Origin of the sequence: Flagellimonas sediminis (assembly GCF_010500845.1) — a bacterium.
Classification (GTDB): domain Bacteria; phylum Bacteroidota; class Bacteroidia; order Flavobacteriales; family Flavobacteriaceae; genus Flagellimonas; species Flagellimonas sediminis.
In genome coordinates, this window is record NZ_JAAAMI010000004.1 from 189,426 (window position 1) to 203,678 (window position 14,253).

At 43.4% G+C, this 14,253-nt stretch carries 9 protein-coding genes; 3 read left to right on the forward strand and 6 right to left on the reverse strand.

Annotated elements, in window-relative coordinates; translation table 11 throughout:
* The first annotated feature begins 73 nt into the window (after positions 1-73).
* Positions 74-916, forward strand: a complete 843-nt coding sequence (locus GTK07_RS09855; protein WP_163635083.1) for an AraC family transcriptional regulator — start codon at positions 74-76, stop codon at positions 914-916.
* A 284-nt stretch (positions 917-1,200) separates the two neighbouring features.
* Here the strand turns inward: GTK07_RS09855 and GTK07_RS09860 are convergent, their stop codons facing one another.
* Both GTK07_RS09860 and GTK07_RS09865 read right to left on the reverse strand, forming a co-directional pair.
* Positions 1,201-2,799 (reverse strand): RagB/SusD family nutrient uptake outer membrane protein, encoded by a 1,599-nt coding sequence (locus GTK07_RS09860; RefSeq protein WP_163635084.1) that lies wholly within the window; start codon positions 2,797-2,799, stop codon positions 1,201-1,203.
* 11 nt (positions 2,800-2,810) lie between these two features.
* Positions 2,811-5,753 carry a SusC/RagA family TonB-linked outer membrane protein gene (locus GTK07_RS09865; RefSeq protein ID WP_235932761.1) on the reverse strand — a complete coding sequence of 981 codons (2,943 nt, stop codon included), beginning with the start codon at positions 5,751-5,753 and terminating at the stop codon, positions 2,811-2,813.
* Positions 5,754-6,162: 409 nt separating this feature from the next.
* Between GTK07_RS09865 and GTK07_RS09870 the strand changes: the two genes are divergently transcribed.
* Complete coding sequence (locus tag GTK07_RS09870) at positions 6,163-7,539, forward strand: exonuclease domain-containing protein (protein WP_163635256.1); 1,377 nt, start codon at positions 6,163-6,165, stop codon at positions 7,537-7,539.
* A 73-nt stretch (positions 7,540-7,612) separates the two neighbouring features.
* On the opposite strand, the gene aceA is transcribed toward GTK07_RS09870, so the two are convergent.
* Both aceA and aceB read right to left on the reverse strand, forming a co-directional pair.
* Complete coding sequence (gene aceA / locus GTK07_RS09875; RefSeq protein ID WP_203583771.1) at positions 7,613-8,890, reverse strand: isocitrate lyase; 1,278 nt, start codon at positions 8,888-8,890, stop codon at positions 7,613-7,615.
* 83 nt (positions 8,891-8,973) lie between these two features.
* Positions 8,974-10,572, reverse strand: a complete 1,599-nt coding sequence (aceB, locus tag GTK07_RS09880; RefSeq protein ID WP_163635086.1) for a malate synthase A — start codon at positions 10,570-10,572, stop codon at positions 8,974-8,976.
* Between the two features lie 126 nt (positions 10,573-10,698).
* Between aceB and GTK07_RS09885 the strand changes: the two genes are divergently transcribed.
* Positions 10,699-12,174 (forward strand): helix-turn-helix domain-containing protein, encoded by a 1,476-nt coding sequence (locus GTK07_RS09885; RefSeq protein ID WP_163635087.1) that lies wholly within the window; start codon positions 10,699-10,701, stop codon positions 12,172-12,174.
* A gap of 1 nt (position 12,175) precedes the next feature.
* Here GTK07_RS09885 and GTK07_RS09890 read toward each other — a convergent pair whose 3' ends face one another.
* Positions 12,176-12,952, reverse strand: a complete 777-nt coding sequence (locus tag GTK07_RS09890; protein WP_163635088.1) for an aldose 1-epimerase — start codon at positions 12,950-12,952, stop codon at positions 12,176-12,178.
* Positions 12,952-14,250 (reverse strand): M20/M25/M40 family metallo-hydrolase, encoded by a 1,299-nt coding sequence (locus tag GTK07_RS09895; protein ID WP_163635089.1) that lies wholly within the window; start codon positions 14,248-14,250, stop codon positions 12,952-12,954. The genes GTK07_RS09890 and GTK07_RS09895 overlap by 1 nt, the downstream gene beginning before the upstream one ends.
* Positions 14,251-14,253 lie beyond the last annotated feature (3 nt).

The following is a 14,253-nucleotide window of genomic DNA, read 5'->3' on the forward strand; positions in this document are numbered from 1 at the left end:
GCTTATTATAATACTATATTAACCCGTATATTGACCAATGCGATTTTTTTTAATAATATTTGTAAAAAACACAGTGAAAGTTCTACCTTTTAAAATCCCAAAACCCAAGGATGAAGCCTTGGTGTACCAAGTAGATCGGGAGAAGATACTGTATGACCAACTGCACCAACACGGGGAGATACAGATAAGCTATGTTGAGGAAGGTTCCGGCACTTTGATCGTTGGAGATACCATTAATGAATACAAAGAGGGTGATATTTTGATCATCGGTGGGTTCATACCCCATGTTTTTAGAAGTGATGCCAATGCAACCAAAGAATCGGTCATGCATACGTTGTTCTTTGACTACAATTCCTTTGGAAAGGACTTTTTTAAGCTTTCCGACCTTTCATTGACAAATGAATTCTTTAAACAGTCGGAATACGGCATGAAAGTGCTATCCAACCAGGATAAGATCATTTCCCTATTCAGTTTGTTGGAACATCAAAACAAAGTGGAGCAAATTGCCACATTATTGCTGGTCATCAGCCAAATCACCAAATCGAAAACGGAACCTCTTTCTTCTTTTGTGTACCGAAAAAGTTATTCGGACGACGAAGGAAAACGCATGAGCAATGTGTATGAATATGCCATGGAAAAGTACCATGAACAAATTTCCCTGGAGGAAATCTCGGAACGGGCCAATATGAGCAAGAATGCTTTTTGCCGGTACTTCAAAAAAAGGACGAACAAGACCTTTTTTCAATTTTTAATCGAAATCCGTATTGAAAGTGCCTGTAAAATGATCATCAACAAGCCCGAGCTTCCCATTTCTTTGATCTCCGAACAATGTGGTTTTAGCAACATTGCCAACTTTAACCGAAAGTTCAAAGAACTCAAGGGTTGCACACCTACCCAGTACAGGTCCCAGTTTTAGATCCAGGGACCGGGAACAAAAGCCAATCCAAAGCCCATAGCAACCATAGTCCTGTCATTGACCATAGGTCAATACAGTGTATTCTTGCACCCCCAAAAAAACAAGATTGGCCTTCCTAAAAGAAAGGCCAACCGAATCCACTATTCTCTATGTACTACTAATTATCCTATTTTAAGATATGGCTACACCTTAAAATCGAAAGCGAATGGAACCCCATTCGCTTTCTTAACTAACAAACTCAAACAATTATTAATTGAAAACGCACTTAAATGCTGAATTCCTGTTTAATACCCTGGATTTTGGGTAAGGTTGGTATTGGTGTTCAACTCTTCTAGACCAATAGGAAACAAAGTAGTGTAGTCTCCTTTTGGTGTATGGTTGTACCAATTTTTGGTTTGGTATACTCCAAAACGGATCATATCAGATCTTCTTCTCGCCTCTGCAGCAAATTCCCAGCCTAGTTCATCCAAGAAACGCCCATAGGGCACCACGGATTGATCTCCTGGATCCGCAATGGTTCCATCTTCTGCCAACGTACCATATTCAACGGTGGTATCGCCTTCCAATTCTGCTCCAGTGACCGTAGCATCGGCAAGATTGTCAAAAGAACGCATGCGTACTTGGGTTACAATGGCCGCCGCCTCATCGCTTCTATCTGTTCTTAACAAAGCCTCTGCCTTCATCATCAACACATCGGTATATCTTAGGAACGGGAAGTCTACACTAAGACCACTTGTGGCCCCTGGTTCGATTTCGTACTTGCCACATCTGAATCCTTCGGTAAACTCACAACCATAAATACTGGGCATTTCATTTACCAAGGTCATGACCACACTACCGTCAGAGGCATTCAATTGATCACCCATCAACCATGTATCTGAAAGTCGCTTGTCGTTAGGGTCATAACTATTGATAAACTGCGGGTTACAGCTAGAACCTCCCCATGGCTGTGCCTGCATTCCAAAAACCAATCGGTGATCGGGAGTCAACATTTTCATGTGGGCGTTCCATTGAGGTGCAAAGATTTGATCATAAGGAATGGCAAAGACCAATTCCGAGTTTCCATCATTGTTGGTGCTGAAAATATCCGAATAGCTGGAAGAAAGCTCAAACGCCCCGCTATTGATGATTTGGTCACAGGTTTCTATCACTTTTCCCCATTGGGCCGTTCCAGTATACACTTCAGCATTTAAATAAACCCTTGCCAAAACCTGTAGGGCACCCCATTTGGTTACCCGACCGTACGTTGACTGATCTACAGTCCCACTCAAATCAGGTATAACCGCGGTCAATTCCGAAACGATAAAGTTATACACCTCGGTACGGCTACTCTGTACCGGAAGCTCATCACTATAACTTGAAATAATCGGAACATTGCCATGGGTATCCACCAACATGGAATAATACAACGCCCTTAGGGCCCTCATTTCGGCAACGATACTTTTCGCCTGTTCCTCGCTTACGGGAAGTTGTCCTGACTCAATCTGCAAGATTACCCTGTTGGTAGAGTTGATCCCGTTGAAACAGGTAATCCAAGTATTCCTAGGTTGCCATTGGGTCTCTGTCCATTCGTGAAAATGCATTCTTTTATAGGTACCCCCATCATCCCATCCATTGGGTCTTGTTGGGGTCACAAACATATCGGCAGGTTCTTCCTGCAGGTCAAAATACCCTTGCCATCCCATTACAAAACGCAGGGGAGTGTAGGCTGAAGCCATTACGGAAACAATATCCGACTCCGATGGGGTAAAGGAAGATTCCGTTACTTCGGAATACACTTGTTCCTCAAGATCGGTACATCCTATTTGAAGGAAGAGAGCACCAATCGCCAGTGTAAAAATTCGTAGTCTAAGTGAAATCACTTTGTTGATTGTACTTTTCATAGTCTTTTATTTTAGAATGTAAAATTGATGCCCAATGTGAATGTCCTGGTAGAAGGATATTTATCCCTTTCATCGTTACCAGGCGCAAGTCCGTTCCTGTTCACTTCGGGATCGATACCCTTATAGCCAGTTATGGTAGCCAGGTTAAGACCCGATGCATAGATTCGGAAGGTTTGGGCAAACTTGATAGCGTCCTTTGGCAAGGTGTAGCCCAATGTAACGTTGTCTATCTTCAAGAAATCGCCATCTTCAACATAATAGCTCACAAAACGTTGTACATCTTGCAAAACGGCCTTGCCGTATACCAAATCGTAGGCAGAGTCCAAAGTGTTATAGCTAATGGTCGGATTTTCATAGAACATACGGGAAAAATTCAAGATTTGATAATCCAAGGCTCCCCTAAGGTTCACCATAAGGTCCCAGTTCTTGTACCTCACCGTGTTGTTCCAGCTGTAGTAGGCCTTTGGAAGACCGTTGCCCAAAACCTGTCTGTCATCATTAGTGGCTTCGGTGGCCGGAACACGTGTTCCATCAGGTCTTTCTATGATCCAGATACCATCATCCGTAATATCCACACTTTTCAAACCATAGAAATTACCAATGGGCTCACCCTCCTGTACCCTATGGGTACTGATCTGGATAGGTTCCCCAGTATACCCTTCATCAAAGAAATCGTTGGTCAACTGAAACTCGTCATTGGACAGGGAAACAATTTTATTCGTGTTTGTAGAGTACGTCAAGTTGGCTGTCCACTGAAGGTTATCCGTTTGTACAGGGGTAACGTTCAAAAGAAATTCCAAACCAGAGTTTTTGATCTCGGCCACGTTGGCGGCAATGCTTCCATAGAAATAAGGTGGAGTTGGCACGCTATAGTTGTAAAGGGCATCCTTGGTGGTCCTGTCGTAATAATCTATGGCACCGTTGATACGTCCTTCCAAGAATCCAAAATCAATACCTAGGTTAAACTCTTCCTTTTTTTCCCAACGCAAGTTTGGATTGGCGTTTCGAGAAGGCACCAACTGTCTTACCCATTGTCCATTGTTCAAGAAATAAGTGCCATAGGTAAGTCCGCTTAACGACTGGTAGTTGGAACCTGCATTGATACCGGTAACTCCAAAACCTGTTCTCAGTTTTAAGTTGGATAACCAATCCCAATTATCCGCAAAGGATTCTTGATCAATTCTCCAACCCAACGAAATACCCGGGAAGTTACCCCATTTGTAATCCTCACCAAAGCGCGAAGAACCTTCACGGCGTAAACTTGCCATTAAAAGATAACGGTCATCATAGTTATAGGTTACCCTAGAGAAGAATGCTATCAACTTATCGGAATCCTTATAGCTTCCCATACCGGCCTCACCCAACTGAAGCCCTTGTCCACTTCCCAGGTTATTATAAGTAAACCCATCTGTTGGGAAACGGCGGTTGGTTGCATAAAACCCTTCATTGGTATTGTCCTCATAATTGTAACCTACCAATCCAGTAACCCTGTGCTTGCCAAAGGCATTGTTATAATCTGCCGTGAACTGGCCGTAATTGCCCACATAATCATCGGTACCACGAGATGCAAAACCTTCCTGGCCATTTTTGGTAGTGGATACATGGTTCTTGGTCTGATAGAAGCCCCTGATATTGGAATTTCCTTTACGGGTATACAATCCTTTCAAGGTCAGATGATCTCCAAAGTCATAGCTTAGGGAGAAATCGAACCGGGAGTTTCTGTAACGGTTCTGACCAATGGTCTCTTGGATATAGGCCACGGGGTTGTCATAGAAATACACATCCCTTTCATACCAGCTACCATCTTCATTATAAACCGGTTCCGTAGGGTTTCTTATAATGGCCTGTCTATAAATGTAAGGGTTAAAACTGTAGCCATCGCCCAATGCATTGTAGGTTTGTTCACTTAGGATCACCCCTACATTGGTTTTAAGTTTATTGTCGAACATGGCGTGGTTTACACTGACACGGGCCGTATATTTTTCATTGTTCGATTTCAAAAAAATACCTTCTATATCCCTATAGTTAACAGAAGCGGTCATGTTAGAAGTAGAGTTACCTCCCCTAAAGATCACATTGTGAACCTGGCTGAAGGCATCCCTAGTAATTTCATCCACCCAATCAGTACTGGCACCGTAATCCTGAAGGTTGGCCCCGTTGAAAGTGTAGCCCTCGCTAAACTTTTGACGCAACTCGTTGGCGTCCAAAAAGTCCATTCTGTTGGCTATAGTTGAAAGGGAAGCATAACCATTGTATTCTATGGTAGATTTCATATCGTTACTACCTTTTTTGGTGGTAATGATGATTACGCCATTGGTACCCCTGGTTCCATAAATGGCCGTAGCCGAACCATCTTTCAGTACATCAATGGATGCAATATCTTCCGGCGCTACCGTTGACAAACTGCCGGGCACACCATCTACCAATACCAAAGGGTTTGTACCGCCCAAAATAGAAGAAGTACCCCTAAGACTGATCTGAGTGCCTTCCGTTGGGTCCCCAGACGGGGCCGAAACCGAAAGACCCGCCACCTTGCCTTGAATCAATTGAGCAGCATCCTTAACATTACCCTGAACAAAATTCTCAGATTTTACCGTAGCAACCGAGCTCGTCACATCGGCTCTTTTTTGCGTACCGTAACCGATTACCACTACCTCATTAAGTTGCTGCAGATCTTCTTTCAACACCACATTTAATGTTGCGGACCCTTGAACGGATATTTCTTGGGCCAAAAAGCCCAAGTAGGAAAATACCAATACCGCATTTGGTCGCGAAGTGGTAATTTCAAAATTTCCATCAAAATCCGAAGCAACACCGTTAGCGGTATTTTTTTCCAGCACGGACGCCCCGGCAATGGGAACACCTTGCTCATCTGTAATGCTACCGGTAATCTTCTGTTGGGAGAACCCTGCCTGAACGGCAAAGAGGCAAAACATGGAAAACAAAAGCTGCATTTTTAAACCTTTGGTCCCTAAACATGCTTTAAATAAAAAGTTAGCCAATTTCATAATACATTTTTAGTTTGTTTGAATTATTCGTCACTTAAAACTCATCGTTTCGGTTCTTTAAATTGAATTAAAGATTAAGAAGCGTTAATTTTACACTTGTAAATGTATACTTAAGACGTTCAAGATTTTGGGAAATATTATCCGGTTTTGATACTATATTGACCAATCAATATACTTTTTTGTATTTTAGAGGATTCAATCCTATCAATTTAATGTTAACAAGTATATTTTTAACACTTATTTTTTGATTTTAACTTCTTCTCGTTACATTGTTCCCAACATCGATTATTCACAAAGTCTATGTTTTTGGATCCCTTAGAAAAACCCTAACTTTAATGATACAAATTCTAGGATTCTGTACACCATTATCGACATAGAGACTACGGGAAATGGCATTAAAGGGAACAAGGTGACCGAAATTGCCATTTTTAAGTTTGACGGGGACCACGTGGTGGATGAGTTTACTACCTTGGTGAATCCCGAATGCCCCATTCCTTATTTTATTACTGGACTGACCGGTATAGATGATCACATGGTGCAACACGCACCTACCTTTGCCGAAATTGCGGACAACATTTTGAACATGACCGAAAATGCCATATTTGTGGCCCACTCCGTGAATTTTGATTATGGGGTGATCAAGGAAGAATTTCGTCAAATTGGTATCGACTTCACCCGAAAAAAACTGTGCACGGTACGATTGTCAAGAAGTTTGATCCCTGGACTTAGCTCCTATAGTCTGGGAAAACTGTGCTCCTCTGTTCAAATTCCGTTGGTTGACCGCCACCGGGCCCGAGGCGATGCCCATGCCACCATGCTACTGTTTAAAAAATTGATCAACATGGAAGGTGCAGATGGCATTTTCAAAAAATTTCTGAATGCCCGAAGTCAAGAAGCTACTTTGCCCCCGCATCTTCCTAAATCGGTGTTCAACAAAATTCCTTCAAAACCTGGGATCTATTATTTCAAAAACCAAAAGGGGGAAATCATTTATGTCGGTAAGGCCATCAACCTAAAAAAAAGGGTATTAGGACATTTTTACGATAAAACCACCAAGGAAATTCAAATGTGCAGTGAAACCGCCCACATTGATTATCAATTGTCCGGTAGCGAATTGGTGGCTCTTTTGATGGAATCCGCAGAAATCAAACGTCTTTTTCCACCCTACAACAGGGCCCAAAAAAGAATTGTAAAGCAATATGCCATTTTTGCCTACGAAGATCGTAATGGGATTGTGCATTTGGCATACAACATCATAAAGGGAGCCCCTAATCCATTGAAGATTTTTTACGGCCAGACGGAATGCAGGGCCTATTTGGAACAAATCTGTAAAACCTTCTCCCTTTGCCCACGCTACTGTCATTTGCAACAAACCAATACAGCATGTTCCCACCACGAAATTACCACTTGTGGGGGCATTTGCAAGGGAGAGGAACCTGTGGAGCACTATAACGAAAAGGTGCAAGAGGCCATTTCACACATGAAGCTATTGGCTTCAGAGGTCAAGATCATCAAAGAAAAAGGCAGGGACGAAAATGAAAGTGCCGTTGTACTGATTGCTGATGGCATTTACAAAGGCTACGGTTTTATCGATAATGACTCAGAGGTTTCCACCCTTGAGGATATCGAGGCCTACATCACTCCCCAAAAGAACACCATCGAAACCGAAAGTATTCTCGGGGCCTATTTGCTCAAAAACACAAACATTCAAATCACTACCCCTATATCCTGATACATAAAAAAGCCCCCTAAAAAGGGGGCATGGAATTATGAGCAAATAACTACAGATTGAAAAATTCCCAAAATTAAAATTGTGCCGTTTCGGTACTGCCCTTCATGGCCATGGTGCTTGCCTTGCCGGCCGTAACAACGTTTTGTACCATATCAAAGTAGGAAGTTCCTACAAATCCTTGGTGTTTTACGGCTTTAAAGCCATCCTTTTGCAAGGCGAACTCCCGCTCCTGCAATTCGGAATACCCAGCCATTCCCCTTTCCTTATATGATCTGGAAAGTTCGAACATACTCGTATTCAAGGCATGGAAACCTGCCAAGGTGATGAACTGAAACTTATAACCCATGGCCGCCAGTTCTTCCCTGAACGTTTCCATCTCCTTCATGCTCAACTTGGCCGCCCAGTTGAAGGATGGTGAACAGTTGTAAGCCAACATTTTATCAGGGTATTTGTTGTGGATACCCTCCGCAAACTTTTTGGCCTGTTCCAAATCTGGTGTAGAGGTCTCCAACCAGATCAGGTCCGCAAAGGGAGCATAGCTCAAACCTCGGTCTATCCCCTGCTCCAGGCCATTTTTTACATAGAAAAATCCTTCGGAAGAGCGTTCCCCTGTCAAAAATTTATGATCTCGTTCATCTATATCGCTTGTCAACAAATTGGCGGCATCGGCATCGGTCCTTGCAATGATGATGGTGGGCACCCCCATGACATCGGCTGCCAAACGGGCCGCAATCAGTTTATTGATGGCCTCTTGGGTAGGGACCAAAACCTTGCCTCCCAAGTGTCCACATTTTTTTGCGGAGCTCAATTGGTCCTCAAAATGCACTCCAGAAGCCCCATTTTCTATCATGGATTTCATAAGTTCATAGGCATTTAGGTTTCCCCCGAAACCAGCTTCGGCATCGGCTATGATCGGCACCAAATAATCTTTTTTTTCGGCAACGCCATTCACCGTTTGGATTTGATCGGCACGTAACAAAGCATTGTTGATGCGTTTGACCACCATGGGCACACTGTTTGCAGGATACAGGGATTGATCGGGATACATTTCCCCTGAAAGATTGGCATCGGCCGCCACTTGCCAGCCACTAAGGTAAATGGCATCCAAACCGGCTTCCACTTCCTGAATGGCCTGATTGCCCGTCAAGGCACCCAATCCTGCCACAAAATCCTGTTCGTTCAACTTTTTCCAAAGTTTTTCGGCTCCCATCCGCGCAATGGAATGGTCTATTTCATACGACCCTCGAAGTTTGATGACTTCTTCCGCCGTATAAGGGCGTTCAACACCTTTCCATCTAGGGTTCACGGTCCAATCCGTTACCAAAGCTTGAATTTTCTCCTTTTTTTCCATAATTTTATAATTCGAAATTTGACTTGAATCCCATGTAATGTTCGCGCATTCTTGGGATTTTTTTATTGATATGACCAGTGCACCTATATCTGGTTATAGGCTTTTATCGTAAGGAATTCCTCAAACTCGTTGGCTCTCACCAATTTATCGAACAGGGCAATGGCCTCTTCAAATTTGGTGTTGTGCAGGTTGCCCTCCCCTACCAAGTGCCGGATCTTTACCACTTCCTCTCCAAAAATGGATTGGTATAGTTCATTGGTGAGCTTTCTGCCGTCATCCAACCGGGCATTGAACTTGAGCCACTGCCACACTTGGGTCCTGGAAATCTCGGCCGTTGCTGCGTCTTCCATCAGGTTGTTGATGGCCACACAGCCGTTGCCCCTTAGCCAAGATTCCAAATACAAAATCCCCACTGAAATGTTCTTTCGAATACCCTTTTCGGTGATTGTACCATCGGGAATGGCAATCAAATCCGTGGCAGAAATATGATCATCTTCCCTCAACTTCTCCAATTGATTGGCTTTTGGCATGTACTTGTTAAAAACATCCATGGCAATCTTTACCAATCCAGGATGCGCCACCCAGGTACCATCGTGCCCGTTCTTTACCTCGCGTTCTTTATCTAAGCGTACTTTTTCCAAAGCTTTTTCATTGGCCACAGGATCATTGTTGATAGGAATTTGTGCCGCCATCCCGCCCATGGCGTGAATACCTCTTTTATGGCATCGTTGTATGACCAATCGGGAATAGGCATCCATAAACGGAACGGTCATCGTCACCTGGTCACGATCCGGCAAAATATAGGCCGGATGGTTCCTAAATTTTTTGATGTAAGAGAAAATATAGTCCCAGCGTCCGCAGTTGAGTCCCACAATGTGGTTTTTCAGTTCGTAGATGATTTCGTCCAACTGAAAACTAGCGGTAATGGTTTCAATCAAAACCGTGGCCTTGTACGTACCTACCGGAATACCAATATACTCTTCCGCAAAGGTGAACACATCGTTCCACCATCTGGCTTCCAGATAATGCTCCAATTTTGGCAGATAAAAATAGGGGGCCGAACCTCTTCTTCTCAGGACACCCGAGTTATGGTAAACATACAGTCCAAAATCCACCAAACTTCCCGAGGTCATTTCTCCATTGATGAGAATATGTCTTTCATTCAAGTGCAGTCCCCGAGGGCGAACCAGAAGCACGGCCACCTCATCGTTCAATTCATAACTTTTTCCCTTTTTGGAGTCGAAATAGGAAATGGTCCCGTTGTTGGCATCGATCAAATTTTGTTGCCCCTGCATACAATTGTACCAAGTGGGTGCATTACTGTCCTCAAAATCAGCCATAAAAGTTTTGGCACCCGAATTCAAGGCGTTGATGACCATCTTGCGATCTACGGGTCCGGTAATCTCCACGCGTCGGTCCCTTAAATCATCCGGGATATGTTTAACCTTCCAATTGGCAGTCCTTGTCTGTTCTGTTTCAGGTAAAAAATTTGGGAATTCACCCAAATCAAATTGTACTTGTCGTTTTGCTCGTTCTTCCAACAACTGCAATCTGGACCTGTTGAATTTTTGGTGCAATGCGATCAAAAACTCCAAGGCACCATCGGTCAACAGCTCAGGATAATAGTGTTCTACCTCCTTTGCAAACTGCAATTGTGTACTGGTAATCAATGCTTCTTCCATAACAGTATCATTTTATTCAACAAGATTAACGCAAACGTTTGAGAAAAACAAGCGAACGTTCGCTTTTTTGTACAAATACGCTATTTTTAGAAGATTCGCAAAATAGCCTATCTTTGATCAAGAAAAATGGAAGAGGAATACATCAAATTGATTTTTGGCCTAAAATTGAAGCAGGTAAGGACCAAGCGAAAGCTATCCCTATTTGGTCTTTCCAAGCTTACGGGACTTTCAAAATCGTACCTGAACGAGATTGAAAAAGGCAAGAAATACCCTAAAACGGATAAGATCGCCCTTCTGGCCGAAAAGCTGGAAGTGCCCTATGATAGCTTGGTTTCCTTAAAATTGGACAAAAACCTCGCTCCTGTTGGCGAACTGTTACAATCCAAGGTTTTTAAGGAACTGCCCCTGGAATTGTTCGGAATCAAGGAAAGTGACCTCATCGATATCGTGGCCAATGCCCCGACCAAGGTGAACGCCTTTATCAGCACCATCATAGAAATCGCCAAACATTATAACTTTGGGAAGGAAAACTTTTATTTGGCTTCCCTCCGTTCCTTTCAAGAAGCCAGCAACAATTTTTTTCCAGACTTGGAAGATACTGCTATCCAGTTTGCCAAAGCATATCAAGTGGACTTGAAAAAATCAGTAAGTTCATCGGAACTGGAAGAAATTTTGGTGGAAGAGTACGGGTATACCATCAATAATGAGGAACTGACCAAGTACAAGGAATTGGACAACCTGCGTTCCATGTTCATTCCCAAGACCAAAACCCTTTTGGTGGCCAACCATATTGATGAAGCCCAGCGTACTTTTATTTATGCCAAAGAAATCGGTTATAATTTTTTAAATATTGAGGAGCGCCTCTACACGTTCACTTGGATCAAGTTCCATAATTTTGACCAGGTCCTCAACAATTTTTATGCCTCCTACTTTGCGGGAGCTTTGGTCATCCCACGGGATCTCATCAAAAAGCATGTAGACTCTTTCCTGTCCAAGCCCAAGTTCGACAAGACCTTTTTAACGGGAATCAAAAATTATTACAATGCCTCACCTGAATCCCTTTATCAGCGTTTGACCAATATTCTGCCGAACGATTACCATTTGGAGAACCTTTTCTTTCTTCGTTTGAGTCATAAAAAGGACTCCAACCGTTTTGATATTACCAAAGAACTCCATTTGACCCATCATCATTCGCCCCATGGCAATGAAACCAATGAAAAGTATTGCAGGCGATGGGTTTCCATTCGGGTATTGCAGGAAATTGCCAAAACGGGGGAGGAACACCACATGGATGTACAGATATCGCATTACCCCAGTGATGGGCTTTCGTATCTTATTTTCTCCAGTGCCACGGTAGACCCTTTTAAAAAGGATCAATACAGAAGTGTAAGTTTGGGGTTGTTGATCAATTCCGAGCTTAAAAAAAAGGTTGCTTTTTTGAACGACCCATCCATTAAAACATATGATGTTGGGGTAACCTGTGAACGTTGCGCCATTGCCGATTGCGGTGTGAGACAAGCACAACCTAACATCTTAAAAAGACAGGAGCGCAATCTGAAGACCGAAAAAGTTGTGCAAGAACTCCAGAAAAAATTCAGCTAGGCTACAAGTTTGGTTTTATCACGACCTTGAATTCAGCCTTGTCCTTTAGGTATTGAAACCCTTGGTCCAACTCTTTTTGCTCCACTGCGTAGGGATAAAAGGAAATCGGCTCGATACAGATCATATTCCTTACTTCCGTCCAGCACATGAAATGCCCAAAACCTTTGGTTCCAATGGTTATCTGCTTTTCATCCTGTAACGTGATGGAAGTACAATTAGGCACCTGAAACGCCCTACTGCCCACGGCCAAAACTTCACCCAAGGAAATTTCTTGATCATTGGCAATAATCATCGGTGCATCGGAATGGAGCCTGAACGCAGGATGGTATCCCAACATAAACGGCATGCCTTCTTCCCCAGAAACCCGAAAAATAATTTCCAATGCCCCCTCCTTCAATTCAAAGGATTTTTCAAATCGGAAACTGTAGGGCCAGTCCATGAAAGGTTCGGTAGATTTTGCAGGGTATTTGGAATTTTTCACTTCGGTACCCGCTGTATATTCCTTTGCAAAAACAGCGGTAGATTCTGTTTGTAAAATCAATTCATAAGGGATTTGCCTCAACAAACCGTGCTGGTCCTGGACGGCTTTACCTTTAGGGGTTTGAACTCTAAAATTGGCCTTGTCCAAAGGACCGATGATCGGGAACATCTCCGTATCACTACTCCCCCAACCAGGACTTCCTTTTTGGTGAATAAATTCATGGCCACCGCGCACAAAACTGGCCAACTCGCCAGCATCTATGCCAACCGTGCAATCTCTGCTTTTCAATTTGACCATTATTTGGCGTTTATCAATCGGTATATTAAAATGGCTGTCCGTTTGGTGAGATCCTTGATGGTGTTCAAGTTCACAGTTTCTTCAGGAGTATGCGCCCCCGACCCCATGGTTCCCAATCCATCCAAACAATCCACATATTCGGCTATAAAAGAAACGTCCGCAGCTCCCCGTCTTCCTGGATCATAGGCCAATACTTCCCCTTGACCCAGATCAAGGCTTACCTCGTTCAAAATACCCAACAATCCCATATTTCCCTCGGTAGGCTGCATGGCAGGATAGCTATCTGTAAAGCTGACCGTGGCAGAAGTTTTGGGAAGATTGTTGCCTACAATTTCCATCATCTTTTCACGTGCCCTTTCTTTCTGTTCTTCGGAAATAAATCGGAGACCTCCTTTTACAATTGCTTTTTGAGCCACCACATTGCTTTTTCCAAAGGCATCTCCCTTACCTGTGGAAGGATCATAATTTACAAAGGTACCTCCCAACAATATTCCAGGATTGAAGGTCAACAGATCTTCACCTTTTACATCAGTATAGAATTCATGAAGAATGCGCGACATTTCAAAAATGGCACCCGCACCGGTACTCTCGCTAAAAATACCTGAAGAATGGGCTCGTTTTCCTTCTACTTCCACTTCCCAGCCAGAGGCTCCCCTGCGCGCTACCGTGGCATAATTAAACCCTGTGGATGTTTCAAATCCCAAGGCAACATCACTCCTTTGGGCAGCTTCGATCAGATCCTTCCGACTGATATCCAACGGTTTCCCTGTACTTTCTTCGTCCCCAGTAAAAGCGACGATAATTTGGGCATCGTTCAACAAGCCATTATCGTACAATGCCTTTAGGGCATACAGCACGATCACATCCCCGCCTTTCATATCGTTACCACCGGGAGCGTGGGCAATACTGTCATTTACCCTTTCAAATTTTTGGAACGGACTATCTTCTTCAAAAACGGTATCCAAATGACCTACCAATACCAATTTCTTGCCTTTGTTGCCTGAGGTTTCCGCAAACAGATGTCCTGCACGGTCCATTTCGGCAGGCATGTCGATCCATTTGGTTTGGAAACCGATATGGTCAAACTCATCTTTGAACACCATGCCAACTTCTTTCACACCTTCCGCATTTAAAGTACCGCTGTTGATATTCACCACTTTTTCCAAAAATGAAATGGCTTCGTCGCTGTTCTTTTCAATCGTGGCAACAATCTTTTTTTCGGTCCGGGTCAATTTTTGCGCCGTTATGGAAACGGCAAATACCAAGCAAATGCAAGTGAAAAACGGTCTTAGGGTCATGAT